This is a genomic window from Pseudomonas sp. MF09156 (assembly GCF_059862305.1).
On sequence record NZ_JCBCUR010000002.1, the window covers coordinates 224,934 to 244,672 of the forward strand.

Consider the following 19,739-nt stretch of genomic DNA (forward strand, 5'->3'; position numbering starts at 1 on the left):
TTACCCGCGCTTGATCGAGGCCAGAGGGTGCTCTGGCGGATAGGTCGGGGTGATCGGCTTTTTCGCGCCGAGCATCACGCACATCAGCGCGTCTTCGTCGCCGATATTGATCTCTTCGCGGTACACGCCCGGCGGCACGGAAATTACGTCGCGGTCGGTGAGGATGGTTTCGAAACGCTCGCCGTCCTTTTCCAGTACCACCTTGAGTTTGCCGCGCAGCACGAAAAACACTTCTTCGACGTCAATGTGCAGGTGCGGCGGGCCTTCGTGGCCGGCCGGGATGACCATGGTGGAAAAGGTGAAGTGCTCCGACGGGATGGTGTTCATGTCGGTGCTGATGCCGGTACCGCCAGTGCCGATGTAGCGCATTTGCGCACGGCGGAACTTGGGGTCGTAGTCGGCCTGGAACTTCAGGGCATCCCAGTCGTACTTGCGCGTCTCGTAGCGGGCGATGCGCGTGCTCATCCAGCTTTCCAGGCTGGCGCCGGCAGGGCGGTCCCAGCTTTTCGGGGTGTCGTTTTGGGCAGATAGATCAGTCATGACAGTCTCCAGATCAAGGCATGACGAACCCGCCGTTGACCGGCAGGGTTTGTCCAGTGATAAAGCGGGCAAGGTCGGACAGCGCGAACAGCACGGCGCCGCTGACGTCTTCGGGCAATTGCGGGCGTTGCAGGGCCCGTTGGTCGTTGTACAAACGGTGGCGCGCCTCGGGCACGTAGGCGGTGGCTTCCACCAGCACCAGGCCGGGGGCGATGGCGTTGACGGTGATGTTGTCGCTGCCCAGCTCACGGGCCAGGCTGCGGGTCATGGCGATGATCGCGCCCTTGCTGGCGACGTAGGCCAACAGGTTCGGTGCACCCCACAGCGGGGTGTCCGAGGCCAGGTTGACGATGGCGCCCTGGCCGCTGGCGCGCAGGGCCGGCAGGCAGGCGGTGGTCATCAGCCAGGTGCCGCGCACGTTGACCTGCATCACCTGGTCCCAGGTGTCGATGCTCAGCTCTTCGCAGCCCTTGCCCCCGGAGTTGGTGATCGAGGCGTTGTTCACCAGGCCGTCGAGGCCGCCCAGCAGGCTGATCGTTGCGTCGACACAGGCCTGGATCGAGGCGGGTTGCGCCAGATCGACAGCCACGGCCTGCACGTCCAGGCCCAGCGCCCGTAATTCACCGGCGGCCTGCTGTACACGCTCGTGCAGCACATCGGCAATCACCACCCGGGCGCCGGCCTGGCCGATGGCCTGGGCAAAGGCATAGCCCAGGCCCCGGGCGCCACCGGTGACCAGCACGCGGCGGCCTGCAAGCAAAAGGTCATGGCGGCTCATCATTGGGTGCTCAACATGGCTTTGGGCATGTAGTGCAGGACGCGTTTTTCCGCCCACACCACTGCGCCGTAGGCGATCACCCCAATCAGGGTCAGCGCGACAATGGCGACGAACACCCCAGCGGTGTTGCCCTGGCCCTCGGCGTCTACCAGCAAGAAGCCCAGGCCCTGGTTGCCACCGACCAGCTCACCGACGGTGACGCCGATCACGGCCAGGGTCGAGGCGATACGCAGGCCGGAAAACAGTGCGGCCATGGCCGACGGGAACTCCACCAGGCGGAAGATCTGCCAGCGGCTGGCATTCATGGTGCGTACCAGGTTGATCATGTCCGGGTCGACGGTGCGGATTGCCGAGAGCACGTTGATCATCACTGGGAAAAACACGATCAGGATCGCGATCAGAATCTTCGGGTAGATGGTGTAGCCCAGCCACATCACGAACAGCGGCGCGAAGGCGACTTTCGGGGCGATCTGCAAGGCCAGGATGTACGGCGACAACATGGCTTCGGCCGCCGGCGACAGGCCCAGCGAGACGCCGATCATCACTCCCAGCAGGGCGCCGAGGGCGAAGCCGACGACGATCTCCAGGGCGGTGATCAGGGTGTGTTGCAGCAGGCCGCCGGTTTGCCACATCACCAGGCCTTCCTGGGCCACGCGGCTGAGTTTGGGCATGACGAACTCGGGCATGCCGAGCAGGCCGGGGCCCCATTGCCACAGCACCAGGAACAGGATCAGCAGCGCGACGCTACCGAGCACGGAGTTGTTGTTTTTCATCGTGTACGTACCTCAATGTCCCGGTGGTTCACTGTGCGGCGACCGGGCTGTCGACGAATTGGTTGGTGAAGAGGTCTTCAAGCGGAGTCGCCTGGGTGACGATGCCTTCGCTGACATAGAACTGCAGGACCTTGTCCAGGTGCTGCGGATCGATGTGCCCGAGCACGGCCTGCTTGGCGTAGACGTGTTCGACGTAGAGCTTGAAGATCTTCTCCAGCGAGTCTTCCTTGCCGGCGTAGGCCGGTACCGCCTTGGCGAAGGTCGCGGCGGCGGCGCGCGGGTCCTGGATGATGTCGCGCATGCCTTGCAGGGTGCCCTGGACCACGCCGCGCACAATCTGGGGCTGGTTCTTGATCGCGTCGTCGGAGGCGAGAATCGCCTGGGCCATGCTCTCGAAAATCTGGTCCTGGGGGATCAGCTTGATCTGCACCCCGGCTTCCTCGGCATTGATCACCCAGTCCGGCACGCCCGCCATGGCCTGGGCCTTGTTGGCGGAGAACAATTGCCAGACCCCGGCGGGGCCGGCGGCCTGGATGTTCACGTCGTTCTTGCCCAGCCCGGCTTTGCGCAGCGAGGCGAGCAGGGCGTAGTAGGTGGTGTCGGAGTACGACATCACCGTCATGGTCTTGCCCTTGAGGTCGCTGACGCTGTTGATGTTGTCCTTGGCATTGGTGGCGATCATCGTCACCCCGCCGTCGCCCAGCACCGCCACGGCGCGCACCGGGATGCCATTGGCCCGCACCACGATCGGCGTGTCACCGATGGCTCCGCCGATCAGCGCATTACCGGCGCCGATCTGCTTGGCCACGTCCACGCCACCTTTGGCGGCGATAAAGGTCAGGTCCAGGTCCTGGGCCGTGTAGTAGCCCTTTTCCTTGGCGATGATCCACGGAGCGAACGCGGGCGAGTTGGGCGGCGCCGGCAGCAGGTAGGTGACCTTGGTCGGCTGCGCCTGGGCGGCACAGGCCATGCCGAGGCCCAGGCTGAGGGCGCAAAGACGTTGAAACAGAGACTTGAGCATGGGGACTCCTGAATCGGTTGGGGGCCGCAAGGGCGGTGATCAGTGCAGTTCGGTGTCGGCGCCGACCTGGAGCAACTCCATCAGGCGGCCGACCAGCGGGCCGATTTCCGGCAGCTTGCGGCGCTCCAGGGGGTTGTCGCGAAACGGCAGGTCGATACTGATTTCTTCGATGATCGTGCCGGGGCGGGCGCTCATGACCAGCAAGCGGTCGGACATGGCAATGCCTTCGATCAGGTCATGGGTGATGAACAGCGCGGTCTTCTTCTCGTCGAACAGCATCCGCGCCATGTCCTGTTGCAGGATCATCTTGGTCTGGGCATCGAGTGCCGAGAACGGCTCGTCGAGGAACAGCACCTGCGGGTCGATGGCCAGGGTGCGAGCCAGGGCGGCGCGCTGGCGCATGCCACCGGATAGCTGGAACGGGTAGTGATCGGCGTAGCCATTGAGGTGGCAGCGCTCGAGCAGGTCGAGGGCGACTTTCTGCCGGGTGGCGGCGGGTACGCCCTGGATCTCCAGGCCCAGCTCGACGTTGCGGCGGATGCTGCGCCAGGGCATCAGCAGGTCCTTTTGCAACATGAACGCGACCTGCGGCACCGGCCCGGTGACCGGCTCGCCACCAACGAACACTTCACCTTCGCTGGGGCGGTACAGGCCTGAGCCCATGTTCAGAATGGTGCTCTTGCCACAACCGGATGGGCCGATGATCGACACCACTTCACCCCGGCGAATCTTGAAGTTCACCTCGCGAATGGCGAAGGGCGCGTCTGCTTTACCCTTGGCCGGGAAACATTTACCGACATTGCGAAATTCAATTTCAGTCGGCTCCAGCTCTTCCCTGAGAGCTTGGTTATTCCATTGGGGCGTCACGGCGTACATCTCTTTCACAGCCATCAGGTAGGTACTCTGGTCTGTTTTATAGGTGATACGCCGTTTAGTGCATGAACAATGCCAGGGGGTTATTTCCTACAAACTATTAGTAAATATCCTTTGATATTAGTGATTTAGGTTCTAGTAGTTGGAAGTTGGTTGTTTCATATATGAAACGTTGGTTCTTATATGGCACGAAATTGCACACTGCTTGAGCGTGTAATGGGAAGTTGCAAGAAGTCGGTGCTTTATTGGGTAACGCGGGGAAGTTGCGAAAGGCGTTATTTGTTTTATATGTAAAACGCATTCGAGGGACTGGTTGCGTTTATGTAGGAGCCGGCTTGCCGGCGATGGCGTTCTTGAAATGTTGTACCTGCCTTGAGGACCTCATCGCCGGCAAGCCGGCTCCTACAAAGGTTGGGGGTTGGCAAATTGCGGGCAAAAAAAAGGGCCTGAAGAGCAAGTCTTCAAGCCCTCAAAAGGGTGAGAGGTGTCTAGTCCCTCAACCTGGTGAGCGGTGCTACATGCGTTCAGGCCTTCAAAGGCACCAGACGCGGGGCAATCATGTTTTCCGGGCGCAGGATGTCGTCGAGCATGGCGTCGTCGAGCAAGCCTTCTTCGCGCACCAGTTCCAGCACGCCGCGGCCGCTTTCGAGGGCAATGCGGGCGATGCGGGTGGCGTTTTCATAGCCGATGTACGGGTTCAGCGCGGTGACCAGGCCGATGGAGTGCTCCACCAGTTCGCGGCAGCGTGCTTCGTTGGCGGTGATGCCGACGATGCAGTGCTCGCGCAGCATGTCCATGGCGCGTTGCAGCAGGCGGATCGAGTCGAAGATCTTGAAGGCGATCAGCGGCTCCATCACGTTCAGTTGCAGCTGGCCGCCTTCGGCCGCCATGGTCAGGGCCAGGTCGTTACCGATGACCTGGAAGGCCACCTGGTTCACGGCTTCCGGGATGACCGGGTTGACCTTGCCGGGCATGATCGAGCTGCCTGGCTGACGCGCTGGCAGGTTGATTTCGTTGATCCCGGTACGTGGGCCGCTGGACAGCAGGCGCAGGTCGTTGCAGATCTTCGACAGCTTCACCGCCGTACGCTTGAGCATGCCGGAGAACAGCACGAACGCGCCCATGTCGGAGGTGGCTTCGATCAAGTCGGCCGCCGGTACCAGCGGCTGGCCGCTGATGGTGGCCAGGCGCTGTACAGCCAGGGCCTGGTAGCGCGGGTCGGCGTTGATGCCGGTACCGATGGCGGTGCCGCCCAGGTTGACTTCGGTCAGCAGCTCCGGCGCCAGGGTCTTGAGGCGTGCCAGGTCTTCACCCAGGGTCGTGGCGAAGGCACGGAATTCCTGGCCGAGGGTCATCGGCACGGCATCTTGCAGCTGGGTACGGCCCATTTTCAGGACGTGGCCGAACTCGACACCCTTGGCGGCGAACGCCTGGATCAGGCTGTCGAGGCTGGCCAGCAGCGCGTCATGGCCCAACAGCAGACCCAGGCGGATCGCGGTCGGATAGGCGTCGTTGGTCGACTGCGCCATGTTCACGTCGTTGTTGGGGTGCAGGTATTGGTACTCGCCCTTGTTGTGGCCCATGGCCTCCAACGCGATGTTGGCGATGACTTCGTTGGCATTCATGTTGGTTGAAGTGCCAGCGCCGCCTTGAATCATGTCCACCACGAACTCTTCGTGGAAGTCGCCGCGGATCAGGCGGGCGCAGGCTTCGCTGATGGCAGCGTGCTTGGCTTCGCTGAGCTGGCCCAACTCGCGGTTGGCATCAGCGGCGGCTTGCTTGACCATTGCCAGACCGACCACCAATTTCGGGTAATGCGAAATCGGAACGCCGGAGAGACGGAAGTTATTCACGGCTCGCAGGGTCTGGATGCCGTAATACGCTTGGGCAGGTACTTCGAGTACGCCAAGCAGGTCTTTTTCTGTGCGGAATGATGCAGCGGAGGACATGACGGAAATCATCTCGATATGGACCCGGGCTAGGCCGGAACGCTGTGAATGCTAGGCTTGTGGGAGTTTTTGGGCCAATGCTATTAAGCGCTGGCCTATGCACAAACGGCATAATGTTGATGTGACCCGGTTAACATGGCGGGCGTGTGTGCCAAAATGGTGCATGCCCTGGAGAATCAGATGAACCTTGAAAGCAAATGGCTGGAAGACTTTAGCGCCCTGGCGGCCACGCGCAGCTTCTCCCAGGCGGCGGAGCGGCGCTTTGTCACCCAGCCGGCCTTCAGTCGACGCATCCGCAGCCTTGAGGCCGCCCTGGGGCTGACGTTGGTCAACCGTTCGCGCACGCCGGTCGAATTGACGGCGGCGGGGCAGTTGTTCCTGGTAACGGCGCGCACGGTGGTCGAGCAACTGGGCGAAGTGCTACGCCATTTGCATCACCTTGAAGGCGGCCAGGGCGAAGTCATGCAAGTCGCGGCGGCGCACTCCCTGGCGCTGGGCTTTTTCCCACGCTGGATCGCGCAATTGCGCAACGAAGGGCTGAACATCGCCACGCGGCTGGTCGCGACCAACGTCGGCGACGCGGTGCATGCCCTGCGCGAAGGTGGCTGCGACCTGATGCTGGCGTTCTACGACCCGGATGCGGCAATGCAGATGGACCCGGATATTTTCCCGTCGCTGCACCTGGGCAACACCGAAATGCTTCCGGTGTGCGCCGCCGATGCCGATGGCAAGCCGCTGTTTGACCTGGAAGGCGAGGGCAGCGTGCCATTGCTGGCCTACAGCGCTGGGGCATTCCTCGGGCGTTCGGTGAACCTGCTGCTGCGCCAGCGCGCCCTGCGCTTTACCACGGTGTATGAAACCGCCATGGCCGACAGCCTTAAAAGCATGGCGCTGGAAGGGCTGGGGATTGCCTGGGTACCACAGTTGAGCGTACGCGCCGAGCTGGCCCGGGGTGAACTGGTAGTGTGCGGCGGGTCGCAGTGGCATGTGCCGCTGGAGATCCGCCTGTATCGCTGCGCGTTGGTGCGCAAGGCGAACGTGCGGTTGTTGTGGCGCAAGTTGGAAGGTGGGGCAACGCAGAATCCGCCGGCCGAACGCGGTTAACTATAGGAGCTGGCTTGCCAGCGATAGCAGTGTGCCAGTCGAATATTTGGTGCTGATTGACCGCAATCGCCGGCAAGCCGGCTCCTACAGGTTTTGGGTGTTTTGGCTGACTCTGAAGTCAATAAAACCGCAGGTTTGACCGGTAAGACAGATGGTCATTCCAGGGGCTGTTTATCTGCATTATTACGGTATACTGCGCGGCCTTCGGCCGGTCCAACCGGCCTTAATTCGTACAACAAGCCACGCCGGATTTCCCGCGTGGCTTGTTGTTTTTTGACGCGCCTGCGGGCGCCCAGAGAGAAGAGGCACGACGATGAGTGCATTGGTTGGCGTGATCATGGGCTCCAAGTCCGATTGGTCCACCCTTAGCCACACCGCCGATATGCTGGAAAAACTCGGCATTCCGTTTGAAGTGAAGGTGGTTTCCGCCCACCGCACGCCGGACTTGCTGTTCCAGTATGCCGATGAAGCAGAATCCCGTGGCATCGAGGTGATTATCGCCGGTGCCGGTGGCGCAGCCCACCTGCCGGGCATGTGTGCGGCCAAGACCCACTTGCCGGTACTCGGTGTGCCGGTGCAGTCGTCGATGCTCTCGGGCGTGGATTCGCTGCTGTCCATCGTGCAGATGCCCGCCGGCATTCCGGTGGCCACCCTGGCGATCGGCAAGGCTGGCGCGATCAACGCGGCATTGCTGTCGGCCAGTATCCTGGGCGCCAAGCATCCACAGTTCCACGCGGCCCTGAAGAAATTTCGCGCCGAACAGACTGACAGCGTCCTGGACAATCCAGACCCACGCATCGCCTGAGGTTGTTGATTGATGAAAATCGGTGTAATCGGTGGCGGCCAACTGGGTCGCATGCTGGCCCTGGCGGGTACGCCGCTGGGGATGAACTTCGCGTTTCTTGATCCGGCGCCGGACGCCTGTGCGGCGGCCCTGGGCGAACACCTGCGGGCGGACTACAGCGACCCGGACCACTTGCGCCAACTGGCCGATGAAGTCGACCTGGTGACCTTCGAGTTCGAAAGTGTGCCGGCCGAAACCGTGGCGTTCCTGTCGCAATTCGTGCCGGTGTACCCGAGCGCCGAAGCCCTGCGCATCGCCCGTGACCGCTGGTTCGAAAAGAGCATGTTCAAGGACCTGGGCATTCCGACCCCGGCCTTCGCCGACATCCAGTCCCAGGCGGACCTGGACGCTGCCGTCGCCAGCATCGGCCTGCCGGCTGTGCTGAAAACCCGCACCCTGGGTTATGACGGCAAGGGCCAGAAAGTCCTGCGTACCGAAGCCGATGTGGTCGGCACCTTCGCCGAGCTGGGCAGTGTCGCCTGCCTGCTGGAAGGCTTCGTGCCGTTCACCGGCGAAGTCTCGCTGGTGGCCGTGCGCGCCCGTGATGGCGAAACGCGCTTCTACCCGTTGGTGCACAACACCCACGACAGCGGCATCCTCAAGCTGTCCGTGGCCAGCACCGACCACCCGTTGCAGGCCCTGGCCGAAGACTATTCCAGCCGCGTGCTCAAGCAACTGGATTATGTCGGCGTGATGGCCTTCGAATTCTTTGAAGTGGACGGTGGCCTCAAGGCCAACGAAATCGCCCCGCGTGTACACAACTCCGGGCACTGGACCACCGAAGGCGCCGAGTGCAGCCAGTTCGAAAACCACCTGCGGGCGGTTGCGGGCCTGCCACTGGGTTCCACGGCCAAGGTGGGCGAGAGCGCGATGCTCAACTTCATTGGTGTGGTGCCGCCGGTAGAGCAGGTCATTGCGATTGATGACTGCCACCTGCATCACTACGGCAAGGCCTTCAAGGTCGGGCGCAAGGTCGGCCACGCCAACCTGCGCTGCAAGGACCGCGCGACACTCGACGCTCAGATCGCCAAGGTCCAGGCACTGATCGCCGCGCAATAAGCCATGGAGCGGCGGGAACCATTGGTGACCGCCATCCTCTGATTGCAGGATGCCAAAGTCTGACTAGGCTTCAGCTAACTTTCATTCAGAGGGAAATGCCATGGGTATCATTGGGACCATCTTTATCGGTTTGATCGTCGGCCTGCTGGCGCGTTTCCTGAAACCAGGCGACGACAGCATGGGCTGGATCATGACCATCCTGCTGGGTATCGCCGGCTCCCTGGCGGCGACCTATGGCGGCCAGGCGCTGGGTATCTACCAGGCAGGCCAGGGCGCAGGCTTCATTGGCGCGCTGGTCGGTGCCATCGTGTTGCTGGTGATCTACGGTCTGCTGAAAAAGAAATGATTTAGCGACAAGCCCTCTGCGCTGCGCAGGCGCAGAGGGCTAGAATGCCGGCACTGTGTTCATTTGCCGAGCTCCTTCATGCGCCGCCTTCTGTTGACTGTCCTTTTGCTGGGTTCAAGCCTGGCCCACGCCGCCCAATTGCCGGAAACCGACTGGCTGGAACTGATGCCTGAGTCAGACCAGAAAGCCCTGGAGCAAATGCCGGATATCGACCACAACTCCCCGGAAGCCCTGGGCACCTTTACCGAAAAGGGTGGCTTGAAGCAGAGCAAAGGCTTGCCGGCGGTGATGTATTCGACCAAGACCGTGGCCGCCCTGAACGGCAAGCATATCCGCCTGGGGGGCTACCCGGTGCCATTGGAAACCGACGCCAAGGGCCGCAGCACCTTGTTCTTCCTGGTGCCTTACCCGGGCGCGTGCATCCACGTGCCGCCGCCGCCGCCAAACCAGTTGGTGTTGGTGCGTTATCCCAAGGGCTTGAAGCTGGATGATATCTACACGCCGCTATGGGTGACCGGCACCTTGAAGGTCGAGACGGTCAACAACGACCTGGCGGATGCGGCTTATGCGCTGGATGCGGGAGTGGTGAGGGTGGTGCAGGAAGCGGATCTATAACCAGCGCTACAAAACCCTGGGCTTGGGTGGGAGCGGGCTTGCTCGCGATAGCGGTGTATCAGTCGCCGAATGTATCGGCTGAAACACCGCCATCGCGGGCAAGCCCGCTCCTACATTTTGGTTAGGTTACAGGGGCAGACTGGTGATGCTCACGCCCATGGTGTGACTAGCGCCCGGTGCCAGTGCCACCACATCGTCCAGCACATTTGCCGTCTCGATGCACAGCATGCCCTGCCAGCCATCGTCGGCCATGTCATCGAAGGCCTTGGCGCGTTCAGTCCAGGGGTTCCAGATCACCGTCGATTTTGATCCTTCGCTGGTGAGCTGGATCTGGCGCTGCCAGTCTTTATCAACGATGTTCAATTGTGCCGGGGTGTCGAGGTAGATGCGGTCGGTCTCGGCAGTAAAGTGCAGGAGGCCAAATTGCTTTTTGGTCACCCAGCCGTCGGCGGTATCGATGTAGTCCAGCCCATCCAGGCCATCGACCTGCACCTTGCGCACGTCGCTGACCGCGAAGTAGCTGTGCAGCGCCTGGCTGATGGTCACGGTGTCGGTGCTGCGGTTGTGGCTGGTCAGGCGGATATGCAGTTGATCGTCGAGCAGGATGCTCATTTTCAGATCGACCTGATGGGGCCAGCCAGGGAAGCCGCCAGCAGGTGCCGGCAGTACCAGCTCAACCCGGTTGTCTTCGACGCCGGCCAGGGTCCAGATGGCTGTGCGCGCGAAACCATGGGCGCCGGCCGGCTGATCACTCTGGCGCATCGCCTTGACGCTTTGCGGGTTGCGCTCGAACACACCAAACCACGGCCAGCACACCGGCACACCCGTACGGATACCTTTGCCAGCCTTGAACACCGCCTTGTCGTTAGGCCAGATCACCGGCTTTGCGCCCGCGGGCTGGTAGCTGAAGATGTGCGCGCCTTGTTGGGCCACCAGCACTTCGGCGCCGTTGTGGCGGATGCGCCAGCAGTCCAGCTCATCCATTTTCACGGCTTCAACGTGGGGCGTAGGCATACAAGGCTCTCTTAGTGACAGGCAATGGGGCAATGGACCGTCAAACCGCCGCGAGGTTTAACGCGCCCGCGACGGAACCGACCGGGTGCGCCCGCTGCCATCGATGGCGACGAACACAAACACCGCCTCGGTGACTTTGCGCCATTCGCTGGACAGCGGGTCATCGCTCCACACTTCGACCATCATCTGGATCGAGCTGCGGCCGATTTCCAGGGCCTGGGTGTAGAAGGACAACTGCGCGCCCACCGCCACCGGAACCAGGAAGGCCATGCGGTCGATGGCTACGGTAGCCACGCGGCCGCCGGCGACCTTGCTGGCCATTGCCGTGCCGGCCAGGTCCATCTGCGCTACCAGCCAGCCGCCGAAAATATCGCCGAAACCGTTGGTTTCACGGGGCAGTGCGGTGATTTGCAGGGCGAGATCGCCTTGCGGGATAGGATCTTCTTGTTCGAGTTCGATCATGCCGGGGGTGCCTCTGACCCGTGACTCTTGGACTATGTAATCGGTGAATAGCCGTCTTGGAAAAACGATTCAGCCCCGAACATACTACGTTCGTCACGTTTTTCGAAAGGCGCCTTGAGGGAAACTCTGCGAAATCGGCTGGCCGGTGCCAACGACGTTTTCGCGCAACTTCCACTGATATGCCGGTGCAAGGCGGGCAGTATATCGGTCGCTAGCCTGCGCGACGACCATTGGGGCCGGATTTTGTACATCTATCTGCGTGGCTTTGAAGGTGTCGGGCAAATGGCCAAAACAGTCATGCAACTTGAGGGGTTTGACCATTGTTTCTTTTAAACCCAGCACCCCAGTATTTGCTGGCGTTTTTGGTCCCCGACAATAATTCGAAGAAGGAAGAGGCGGGCCTTGCAAGGTGGTGACTTTGCGAGTCGGCGCCAACCGCTGTGCAGGTGTTTAGACTGTGCTTTTCCAGGCAATTTGTTATCTTGCCGGACCTGCCAGGCCAAACCAGCACTGTTGCGGATTCCTGATCTGACCTAATAAGAGAAGCCTTGCCATGACCACAGTGCCTTCAAGCATTGCGCCGCCCGCACGACCGCTGAACCGCAACGACTACAAAACCCTGTCGCTGTCGGCCCTGGGCGGCGCGCTGGAGTTCTACGACTTCATTATCTTCGTGTTCTTCGCCACTGTGGTCGGGAAGCTGTTTTTCCCCGCCGACATGCCCGAATGGCTGCGTCTGATGCAGACCTTCGGCATCTTCGCCGCCGGCTACCTGGCGCGGCCGCTGGGCGGGATCATCATGGCGCACTTCGGCGACCTGCTGGGGCGCAAGAAGATGTTCACCTTGAGCATCTTCATGATGGCCGTGCCGACCCTGATCATGGGCCTGTTGCCGACCTACGCGCAGATCGGCCTGTGGGCTCCGATCCTGTTGCTGCTGATGCGCGTGATCCAGGGCGCGGCGATTGGTGGCGAAGTGCCGGGGGCGTGGGTTTTTGTTTCTGAACATGTCCCACCACGCCATATCGGCTACGCCTGCGGCACCCTGACCAGCGGCCTGACCGCCGGGATCCTCCTGGGTTCGCTGGTGGCCACCGCCATCAACACCCTGTACACCCCGGAGCAGGTGTCGGACTACGCCTGGCGGATCCCGTTCCTGTTGGGCGGTGTATTCGGCCTGTTTTCGGTGTACCTGCGCCGCTGGCTGCACGAAACGCCGATCTTCGCCGAAATGCAGCAGCGCAAGACCCTGGCCGCCGAGCTGCCCTTGCGTGCGGTCCTGCGTGACCACCGTGGCGCCATCGTGCTGTCGATGCTGCTGACCTGGCTGCTGTCGGCCGGTATCGTCGTCGTGATCCTGATGACCCCGACCGTGCTGCAGACCATCTACCACTTCAGCCCGACAGTCTCGTTGCAGGCCAACAGCCTGGCGATCGTCACCTTGAGCCTGGGCTGCATCCTCTCCGGCGCGCTGGCTGACCGCTTTGGCGCCGGTCGCGTGCTGATCGCCGGTTGCGCATTGCTGCTTGCGACCTCGTGGACGCTGTATCACAGCCTGCTGGACCACCCGAACTGGCTGTTCCCGCTGTACACCCTCACCGGCCTGTTCGTCGGCGTGGTCGGCGTGGTGCCCTACGTGATGGTCAAGGCCTTCCCGCCGGTGGTGCGCTTCAGCGGCCTGTCGTTTTCCTACAACGTTGCCTACGCGGTGTTCGGTGGTCTGACGCCGTTGGTGGTGTCGCTGCTGATGAAAGAAAGCCCAATGGGCCCGGCGTACTACGTTGCCGTGATCTGCACGATGGGGATGCTGGTGGGTGCCTACCTGTGGAAACGCGGGCGCTGAACCTGGCAAGTCCCCTGTAGGAACCGGCTTACCGGCGATGGCGTCCCTTGATCAGTGCACAATTCAAGGGCCCATTGCCGGCAAGCCGGCTCCTGCAACGTTTACAGAGTGTTTCTGAAATTACCGCAATCCCTCGCCTCGCCCCCGCGTTTACTCAGCGTCCCCCCCCGCATCCGCTTTCCTAGCCAATACTGGCCTTTCATCTAATTGTCATATTCCAGACATAGAGTGTTCACACGGCCTACCGATACTTGGCCCCGATCCAACTATCCCTATCTGCTAGGAGTAAGGCATGAAACTGAAGCGTTTGATGGCGGCAATGACTTTTGTCGCTGCTGGCGTTGCGACTGCCCACGCGGTGGCCGCTGGTGTTGACCCGGCAATTCCGGCCTATACCAAGACCACTGGTGTATCGGGCAACTTGTCCAGCGTCGGTTCCGATACCCTGGCCAACCTGATGACCCTGTGGGCCGAGAACTACAAAAAAGAATACCCGAACGTAAACATCCAGATTCAAGCCGCCGGCTCTTCCACCGCGCCGCCTGCACTCACCGAAGGCACCGCTAACCTGGGCCCGATGAGCCGCAAGATGAAGGACAACGAACTGCAGGCTTTCGAGAACAAATACGGCTACAAGCCGACGGCTATCCCGGTGGCCGTGGACGCCCTGGCTGTATTCGTACACAAGGACAACCCGATCAAGCACCTGACCATGGCTCAGGTCGATGCCGTGTTCTCGTCGACTCGCCTGTGCGGCGCCAAGGCTGACGCCAAGACCTGGGGTGACCTGGGTGTGACCGGTGACCTGGCCAACAAGCCAGTGCAACTGTTCGGCCGTAACTCGGTATCCGGCACCTACGGCTACTTCAAGGAAGAAGCGCTGTGCAAAGGTGACTTCAAGCCAAACGTCAACGAACAACCAGGCTCGGCTTCGGTCGTTCAGTCCATCAGCTCCTCGCTGAACGGCATCGGTTACTCGGGCATCGGCTACAAGACTGCCAGCGTGAAAACCGTGGCCCTGGCCAAGAAAGAAGGCGGCGAGTTCGTCGAAGATACCGAAGAAAACGCCCTGAACGGCAAGTACCCGCTGTCGCGTTTCCTCTACGTGTACATCAACAAAGACCCGAACAAGCCTCTGGCCCCGCTGGAAGCCGAGTTCGTGAAACTGGTTCTGTCCAAACAGGGCCAGGAAGTTGTAGTCAAGGATGGCTACATCCCACTGCCAGCCAAAGTTGCCGCCAAGGCACTGGCTGACCTGGGTCTGAAAGAAGGCAAATAAGCCTGCACTACCTGGTGTAGATGCATGCTCTTGTGTGGGAGCGGGCTTGCCCGCGATGCAGGCGACGCGGTTTAAAATTGAAATCGTGTTGATGCCATCGCGGGCCAACCCGCTCCCATGACAAGCCGGTCTACACCCCTAATTTTTCGGTCCGCTGCCAGCCCTGCTACGCGGCGGATTTTTTGCGTCACTGCATTGTCATCTTTCTGTCATACAGGATCGCTAGGGTGTGCGCATGAATGATCTGGCCAATTCCACCATGACGACGACTTCTCCTCCCAAGCGCATTGATTTCAATACGCCTGAGCTGCAACGCAAGCGCCGCATCCGCGCGCTCAAGGACCGCCTGACCCGTTGGTACGTACTGGTCGGCGGCCTTGCCGTCCTCGGCGCTATCACGCTGATTTTCTTCTTCCTGGCCTACGTGGTCGCGCCGCTGTTCCAGGGTGCCAGCCTGACCAAGGACGAGGCCCTGAGCCCGGCCTGGATGCAGGATGCCGGCAAGCCGTTGCTGATCTCGCTGGAAGAGCAGAACCAGGTCGCCATGCGGGTTTCCGACAAGGGCCAGGCGTTGTTCTTCAGCGTTGATTCCGGTGCTGAACTCAAGCGTGTCGACCTGGCCCTGCCGGCCGGCGCCAGCGTGGTGTCCATCGGTGAAGACCAGCCCGGCAGCCCGCTGGTAATCCTTGGCTTGTCCAATGGCCAGTCCCTGGTGTTCCGTCACTCTTATAAAGTGTCGTACCCGGACGGCAAGAAGACCATTTCGCCCGAAATCGAATACCCCTACGGCGACACGCCAATAGTGCTCGACGAAGCCGGTCGGCCGCTGGAACATGTCGCCCTCAACGCCACTGACAGCTCGCTGATCGTTGCCGGTTCCGCCGGTTCGCACCTGAACGTGCTGTCGGTGAGCCGCGAAGAAAACATGATGACCGGCGAAGTGGTCAGCGAGCAGAAGCGCATCGACCTACCGCAAATGACCGAGCCTGTTAAAGCGATCTTTGTCGATCCGCGCCAGCAATGGCTGTATGTGATCAACGGTCGCGCCCTGGCCGATGTGTTCAGCCTGCGGGACAACAGCCTCAACGGTCGATACAAATTATTGGAAGATGGCAACGCCGAAATCACCGCCAGCACCCAACTGGTGGGCGGTATCTCGCTGATCGTCGGCGACTCCAAGGGTGGCCTGGCCCAGTGGTTCATGGCCCGTGACCCGGATGGTGAGCAACACCTCAAGCAGATCCGTACTTTCCAGATGGGCACCACGCCTATCGTTGAAATCACCGCTGAAGAGCGTCGCAAAGGCTTCACCGCCCTGGATGCCTCCGGCAAGTTCGGGGTGTTCCACAGTACCGCGCACCGCACTTTGCTGGTGGACCCGGTGGTCGAAGGCCAGGGCATCTTTGGCATGTCGCCACGGGCCAACCGCGTGATCGTCGAAGCCGGCGGCAAGCTGCAGCCGTTGACCCTCGACAACCCGCACCCGGAAGTGTCCTGGAGCGCGTTGTGGAGCAAGGTCTGGTACGAAAACTACGACGAGCCTAAATACGTCTGGCAATCGACCGCCGCCAACAGCGACTTCGAACCGAAGATGAGCCTGGCGCCACTGACCTTCGGTACGCTCAAGGCCGCGTTCTACGCCATGCTGCTGGCTGCACCCCTGGCCATCGCCGCGGCGATCTACACCGCTTACTTCATGGCTCCGAGCCTGCGCCGCAAGGTCAAGCCGGTGATCGAGCTGATGGAAGCGATGCCGACGGTGATCCTCGGCTTCTTCGCCGGCCTGTTCCTGGCGCCGTATGTCGAAGGGCACCTGCCGGGGATTTTCAGCCTGCTGATGTTGTTGCCGATTGGCATCCTCGTCGCCGGCTTTGTTTTCAGCCGCCTGCCTGAGTCGATCCGCCTGCGGGTTCCCGATGGCTGGGAAAGCGCGATCCTGATCCCGGTGATCCTGTTTGTGGGCTGGCTCTCGCTGTACATGAGCCCGTACCTGGAAACCTGGTTCTTCGGTGGCGACATGCGCATGTGGATCTCCCACGACCTGGGCATCACCTACGACCAGCGCAACGCCCTGGTAGTCGGCCTGGCCATGGGTTTTGCGGTGATCCCGAACATCTACTCCATCGCCGAAGACGCCGTGTTCAGCGTGCCGCGTGGCCTGACCCTGGGCTCCCTGGCGCTGGGCGCTACGCCTTGGCAGACCATGACCCGTGTGGTGTTGCTGACCGCAAGCCCGGGGATTTTCTCGGCGCTGATGATCGGCATGGGCCGTGCAGTGGGCGAAACCATGATCGTGCTGATGGCCACGGGTAACACCCCGGTCATGGAAATGAACCTGTTCGAAGGCCTGCGAACGCTCGCCGCCAACGTCGCGGTGGAAATGCCCGAGTCGGAAGTGGGCGGCAGTCACTACCGCGTGCTGTTCCTCTCGGCGCTGGTGCTGCTGCTGTTTACCTTCGTCATGAACACCCTCGCCGAGCTGATCCGTCAGCGTCTGCGCAAGAAATACTCGTCGCTTTAAGAAAGGTAGAAGTCTGTGAAACAGAACTCCCTGAATGGATGGTTCAAGAGCGGCGCCCCTGGCGTCTGGATCAGCGGTGGCGCGGTGGCCATCGCGGTCATCATGACCATTGGTTTGCTGGCTGTGATTGCCGTACGCGGCTTGGGTCACTTCTGGCCGGCCGACCTGATCCAGGCCAACTACAACGTGCCGGGCCAGGCCAACCACATCGTCATCGGCGAAGTGGTACAGAAAGAACAAGTGCCGCGCGAGCGCCTGAAAAGCGCTGGCCTGCCGGTGCCGGACGAAGGTCCGGAGTTCATGACCCGCGAGCTGATCAAGGTCGGCAACCGGGACTTGAACGGCAATGACTTCACCTGGATCGTCGGCGAGTGGCTGACCAACCAGACCACGCCTGTCGAGTTGATGGCCATCGAGCGTCGTGAGTGGGGCAACTTCTACGGCACCCTGGTCAACGTCAAGCAGGATGGCAAAGTCATCGCCGAAGGCGAGGCGGCGTGGCCCGAGCTGCAGGCGCGGGTTGAGCGGGTGAACAGGTTGGCCGCCGATCTCAAGACCCTTGAGAAGAGCGACATTGGTGCGATCAACGCCGGCCTGGAGCGAATCCGCCTGCACGGTCGCAAACTGGAACTCAGCGGCAAGCTCGACGCTGCCGCCCAGGCTGACATGGATGCCGACCGCGCCGAGCTGAATGCGCGTTACCAGGCCGTCGAGGCGCGCCTGACCGACCTGCACGCCCAGTTCAACCGCGACAGCCTCACGGCCCGTGATGCCAACGGCAAAGAGCTGGAAATCAACATCGGCCATGTGGTGCATGCCTACCAGCCGAACGCCATGGGCACCCTGACCAAGATGGGTTTCTATGTCAGCAAGGTCTGGGAATTCCTCAGCGATGACCCGCGGGAAGCCAACACCGAAGGCGGGATCTTCCCGGCGATCTTCGGCACCGTGATGATGACCCTGATCATGGCGATGATCGTGACTCCGTTCGGCGTGCTGGCGGCGGTCTACCTGCGTGAATACGCCAAGCAGAACACCTTGACCCGCATTATCCGTATCGCGGTGAACAACCTGGCGGGCGTCCCGGCGATTGTCTACGGCGTGTTCGGCCTGGGCTTCTTTGTGTACGTGCTGGGTGGTTCGGTGGACCGCCTGTTCTTCCCCGAAGCCCTGCCGGCGCCGACCTTCGGTACGCCGGGCCTGTTGTGGGCTTCGTTGACCCTGGCGCTGCTGGCGGTGCCGGTGGTGATCGTGGCCACCGAAGAAGGCCTGGCGCGAATCCCACGCACGGTGCGTGAAGGTTCCCTGGCACTGGGTGCGACCAAGGCCGAAACCCTGTGGAAAATCGTCCTGCCCATGGCCAGCCCGGCGATGATGACCGGCATGATCCTCGCGGTGGCCCGCGCTGCGGGTGAAGTAGCGCCGCTGATGCTGGTGGGTGTGGTCAAGCTGGCGCCATCGCTGCCGCTGGACGGCAACTACCCGTACCTGCACCTGGACCAGAAGATCATGCACCTGGGCTTCCATATCTACGACGTCGGCTTCCAGAGCCCCAACGTCGAGGCCGCCCGTCCGCTGGTGTACGCCACCGCGTTCCTGCTGGTGCTGGTGATCGCCACGCTGAACCTGTCGGCGGTATGGATTCGTAACCACCTGCGCGAAAAGTACAAGGCACTGGATAGCTGACACGGTCCAATGTGGGAGCTGGCTTGCCTGCGATGCAGACGACGCGGTGTATCAGTAAGACCGCAGTGATGCCATCGCAGGCAAGCCAGCTCCCACAGACACAGAATTTGAGTAAGCCGCTCCGGCGGTTCAACGAAACGAATTGGTAGCACAGGGAGCATCCCATGCAACATGAAACCCATTCCCACGGCATCAACATGTCAGCCCTGGGTCGCGACAAGCAGAGCCTGAGCCTGGCCGAAGAAACCGTGGCCATCGAAGTCCCGGGCCTGAGCCTGTACTACGGTGAGAAGCAGGCCCTGTTCGACGTCAGCATGAACATCCCCAAGCAGCGCGTGACCGCCTTTATCGGCCCGTCGGGTTGCGGCAAGTCCACGCTGTTGCGCACCTTCAACCGCATGAACGACCTGGTGGACGGTTGCCGTGTGGAAGGCGCGATCAACCTCTACGGCAGCAACATCTACCGCAAGGGCGAAGACGTGGCCGAGCTGCGTCGCCGGGTGGGCATGGTGTTCCAGAAGCCTAACCCGTTCCCCAAGACTATCTACGAAAACGTGGTCTATGGCCTGCGGATCCAGGGCATCAACAAGAAGCGCATCCTCGACGAAGCGGTGGAGTGGGCCCTCAAGGGCGCGGCGCTGTGGGACGAGGTCAAGGACCGCCTGCACGAATCGGCCCTCGGCCTGTCCGGCGGCCAGCAGCAGCGTCTGGTGATTGCCCGGACCATCGCCGTGGAGCCGGAAGTGCTGCTGCTCGACGAACCGTGCTCGGCACTCGACCCGATCTCGACGCTGAAAGTCGAAGAGCTGATCTACGAGCTCAAGTCCAAGTTCACCATCGTCATCGTGACCCACAACATGCAACAGGCGGCGCGGGTTTCCGACTACACCGCGTTCATGTACATGGGCAAACTGGTGGAGTTCGGCGATACCGATACCCTGTTCACCAATCCGGCGAAGAAGCAGACCGAAGACTACATCACCGGTCGCTACGGCTAGGAAGCTGTGGTTTTTATTGCACTGACGCTGCGGT

General features: G+C 61.5%; 18 protein-coding genes. 10 read left to right on the plus strand and 8 right to left on the minus strand.

All coding sequences use genetic code 11. The annotated features are described in order from the left end of the window. The 6 genes from AC19YY_RS06765 to aspA form a co-directional block, all read right to left on the minus strand. Entirely contained in the window at nucleotides 1-540 is a 540-nt protein-coding gene (locus AC19YY_RS06765) for a cupin domain-containing protein (protein WP_029289969.1), read from the minus strand. 13 nt (nucleotides 541-553) lie between these two features. Next, nucleotides 554-1,318 carry an SDR family oxidoreductase gene (locus AC19YY_RS06770; RefSeq protein WP_500604085.1) on the minus strand — a complete coding sequence of 255 codons (765 nt, stop codon included), beginning with the start codon at nucleotides 1,316-1,318 and terminating at the stop codon, nucleotides 554-556. Beyond that, nucleotides 1,318-2,091 carry an ABC transporter permease gene (locus tag AC19YY_RS06775; protein WP_076963115.1) on the minus strand — a complete coding sequence of 258 codons (774 nt, stop codon included), beginning with the start codon at nucleotides 2,089-2,091 and terminating at the stop codon, nucleotides 1,318-1,320. Before AC19YY_RS06775 ends, AC19YY_RS06770 begins: the two co-directional genes overlap by 1 nt. Before the next feature lie 28 nt (nucleotides 2,092-2,119). Further along, entirely contained in the window at nucleotides 2,120-3,112 is a 993-nt protein-coding gene (locus tag AC19YY_RS06780; protein ID WP_170042054.1) for an ABC transporter substrate-binding protein, read from the minus strand. 39 nt (nucleotides 3,113-3,151) lie between these two features. Beyond that, complete coding sequence (locus tag AC19YY_RS06785) at nucleotides 3,152-3,988, minus strand: ABC transporter ATP-binding protein (protein WP_262376972.1); 837 nt, start codon at nucleotides 3,986-3,988, stop codon at nucleotides 3,152-3,154. A 521-nt stretch (nucleotides 3,989-4,509) separates the two neighbouring features. Beyond that, nucleotides 4,510-5,934, minus strand: a complete 1,425-nt coding sequence (aspA, locus tag AC19YY_RS06790; protein WP_038444539.1) for an aspartate ammonia-lyase — start codon at nucleotides 5,932-5,934, stop codon at nucleotides 4,510-4,512. A gap of 180 nt (nucleotides 5,935-6,114) precedes the next feature. Between aspA and AC19YY_RS06795 the strand changes: the two genes are divergently transcribed. The 5 genes from AC19YY_RS06795 to AC19YY_RS06815 all read left to right on the plus strand — a co-directional run bounded on the left by AC19YY_RS06795 (nucleotide 6,115) and on the right by AC19YY_RS06815 (nucleotide 9,902). Beyond that, complete coding sequence (locus tag AC19YY_RS06795) at nucleotides 6,115-7,038, plus strand: LysR substrate-binding domain-containing protein (RefSeq protein ID WP_170057522.1); 924 nt, start codon at nucleotides 6,115-6,117, stop codon at nucleotides 7,036-7,038. 313 nt (nucleotides 7,039-7,351) lie between these two features. Then, nucleotides 7,352-7,843, plus strand: a complete 492-nt coding sequence (gene purE / locus AC19YY_RS06800) for a 5-(carboxyamino)imidazole ribonucleotide mutase (RefSeq protein WP_057440545.1) — start codon at nucleotides 7,352-7,354, stop codon at nucleotides 7,841-7,843. Nucleotides 7,844-7,855: 12 nt separating this feature from the next. Beyond that, nucleotides 7,856-8,941 carry a 5-(carboxyamino)imidazole ribonucleotide synthase gene (locus AC19YY_RS06805; protein WP_092232200.1) on the plus strand — a complete coding sequence of 362 codons (1,086 nt, stop codon included), beginning with the start codon at nucleotides 7,856-7,858 and terminating at the stop codon, nucleotides 8,939-8,941. A 100-nt stretch (nucleotides 8,942-9,041) separates the two neighbouring features. Beyond that, nucleotides 9,042-9,287, plus strand: coding sequence for a GlsB/YeaQ/YmgE family stress response membrane protein (locus AC19YY_RS06810; RefSeq protein WP_029289950.1), 246 nt, complete (start codon nucleotides 9,042-9,044; stop codon nucleotides 9,285-9,287). Between the two features lie 78 nt (nucleotides 9,288-9,365). Then, a complete protein-coding gene (locus AC19YY_RS06815) occupies nucleotides 9,366-9,902 on the plus strand; it encodes a DUF3299 domain-containing protein (RefSeq protein ID WP_169955434.1) in 537 nt (178 codons plus the stop codon). A gap of 126 nt (nucleotides 9,903-10,028) precedes the next feature. On the opposite strand, the gene AC19YY_RS06820 is transcribed toward AC19YY_RS06815, so the two are convergent. After that, entirely contained in the window at nucleotides 10,029-10,916 is an 888-nt protein-coding gene (locus AC19YY_RS06820; RefSeq protein ID WP_500603993.1) for a D-hexose-6-phosphate mutarotase, read from the minus strand. A 57-nt stretch (nucleotides 10,917-10,973) separates the two neighbouring features. After that, entirely contained in the window at nucleotides 10,974-11,378 is a 405-nt protein-coding gene (locus AC19YY_RS06825) for an acyl-CoA thioesterase (RefSeq protein ID WP_003176975.1), read from the minus strand. 562 nt (nucleotides 11,379-11,940) lie between these two features. On the opposite strand from AC19YY_RS06825, the gene AC19YY_RS06830 reads away from it, so the two are divergent. From AC19YY_RS06830 to pstB, 5 genes are all read left to right on the plus strand, one after another. Further along, the gene (locus AC19YY_RS06830; protein ID WP_170042267.1) at nucleotides 11,941-13,221 is read left to right on the plus strand and encodes an MFS transporter; all 1,281 of its coding nucleotides are present in this window, start codon (nucleotides 11,941-11,943) and stop codon (nucleotides 13,219-13,221) included. A gap of 292 nt (nucleotides 13,222-13,513) precedes the next feature. Next, a complete protein-coding gene (locus AC19YY_RS06835; RefSeq protein ID WP_492633889.1) occupies nucleotides 13,514-14,500 on the plus strand; it encodes a phosphate ABC transporter substrate-binding protein PstS in 987 nt (328 codons plus the stop codon). A 487-nt stretch (nucleotides 14,501-14,987) separates the two neighbouring features. After that, entirely contained in the window at nucleotides 14,988-17,021 is a 2,034-nt protein-coding gene (locus tag AC19YY_RS06840) for an ABC transporter permease subunit (protein WP_172313897.1), read from the plus strand. A gap of 15 nt (nucleotides 17,022-17,036) precedes the next feature. Continuing rightward, nucleotides 17,037-18,707, plus strand: coding sequence for a phosphate ABC transporter permease PstA (gene pstA / locus AC19YY_RS06845; protein ID WP_169955431.1), 1,671 nt, complete (start codon nucleotides 17,037-17,039; stop codon nucleotides 18,705-18,707). Nucleotides 18,708-18,871: 164 nt separating this feature from the next. Next, a complete protein-coding gene (gene pstB / locus AC19YY_RS06850; RefSeq protein WP_029289934.1) occupies nucleotides 18,872-19,705 on the plus strand; it encodes a phosphate ABC transporter ATP-binding protein PstB in 834 nt (277 codons plus the stop codon). Nucleotides 19,706-19,739: the final 34 nt, after the last annotated feature.

Excerpts from the sequence above, each read along its gene's own strand:
- AC19YY_RS06765 (WP_029289969.1), bottom strand. The coding sequence starts at position 540 with ATGACTGATCTATCTGCCCAAAACGACACCCCGAAAAGCTGGGACCGC.
- AC19YY_RS06770 (WP_500604085.1), bottom strand. The coding sequence starts at position 1,318 with ATGAGCCGCCATGACCTTTTGCTTGCAGGCCGCCGCGTGCTGGTCACC.
- AC19YY_RS06775 (WP_076963115.1), bottom strand. The coding sequence starts at position 2,091 with ATGAAAAACAACAACTCCGTGCTCGGTAGCGTCGCGCTGCTGATCCTG.
- AC19YY_RS06780 (WP_170042054.1), bottom strand. The coding sequence starts at position 3,112 with ATGCTCAAGTCTCTGTTTCAACGTCTTTGCGCCCTCAGCCTGGGCCTC.
- AC19YY_RS06785 (WP_262376972.1), bottom strand. The coding sequence starts at position 3,988 with ATGTACGCCGTGACGCCCCAATGGAATAACCAAGCTCTCAGGGAAGAG.
- aspA (WP_038444539.1), bottom strand. The coding sequence starts at position 5,934 with ATGTCCTCCGCTGCATCATTCCGCACAGAAAAAGACCTGCTTGGCGTA.
- AC19YY_RS06795 (WP_170057522.1), top strand. The coding sequence starts at position 6,115 with ATGAACCTTGAAAGCAAATGGCTGGAAGACTTTAGCGCCCTGGCGGCC.
- purE (WP_057440545.1), top strand. The coding sequence starts at position 7,352 with ATGAGTGCATTGGTTGGCGTGATCATGGGCTCCAAGTCCGATTGGTCC.
- AC19YY_RS06805 (WP_092232200.1), top strand. The coding sequence starts at position 7,856 with ATGAAAATCGGTGTAATCGGTGGCGGCCAACTGGGTCGCATGCTGGCC.
- AC19YY_RS06810 (WP_029289950.1), top strand. The coding sequence starts at position 9,042 with ATGGGTATCATTGGGACCATCTTTATCGGTTTGATCGTCGGCCTGCTG.
- AC19YY_RS06815 (WP_169955434.1), top strand. The coding sequence starts at position 9,366 with ATGCGCCGCCTTCTGTTGACTGTCCTTTTGCTGGGTTCAAGCCTGGCC.
- AC19YY_RS06820 (WP_500603993.1), bottom strand. The coding sequence starts at position 10,916 with ATGCCTACGCCCCACGTTGAAGCCGTGAAAATGGATGAGCTGGACTGC.
- AC19YY_RS06825 (WP_003176975.1), bottom strand. The coding sequence starts at position 11,378 with ATGATCGAACTCGAACAAGAAGATCCTATCCCGCAAGGCGATCTCGCC.
- AC19YY_RS06835 (WP_492633889.1), top strand. The coding sequence starts at position 13,514 with ATGAAACTGAAGCGTTTGATGGCGGCAATGACTTTTGTCGCTGCTGGC.
- AC19YY_RS06840 (WP_172313897.1), top strand. The coding sequence starts at position 14,988 with ATGCAGGATGCCGGCAAGCCGTTGCTGATCTCGCTGGAAGAGCAGAAC.
- pstB (WP_029289934.1), top strand. The coding sequence starts at position 18,872 with ATGCAACATGAAACCCATTCCCACGGCATCAACATGTCAGCCCTGGGT.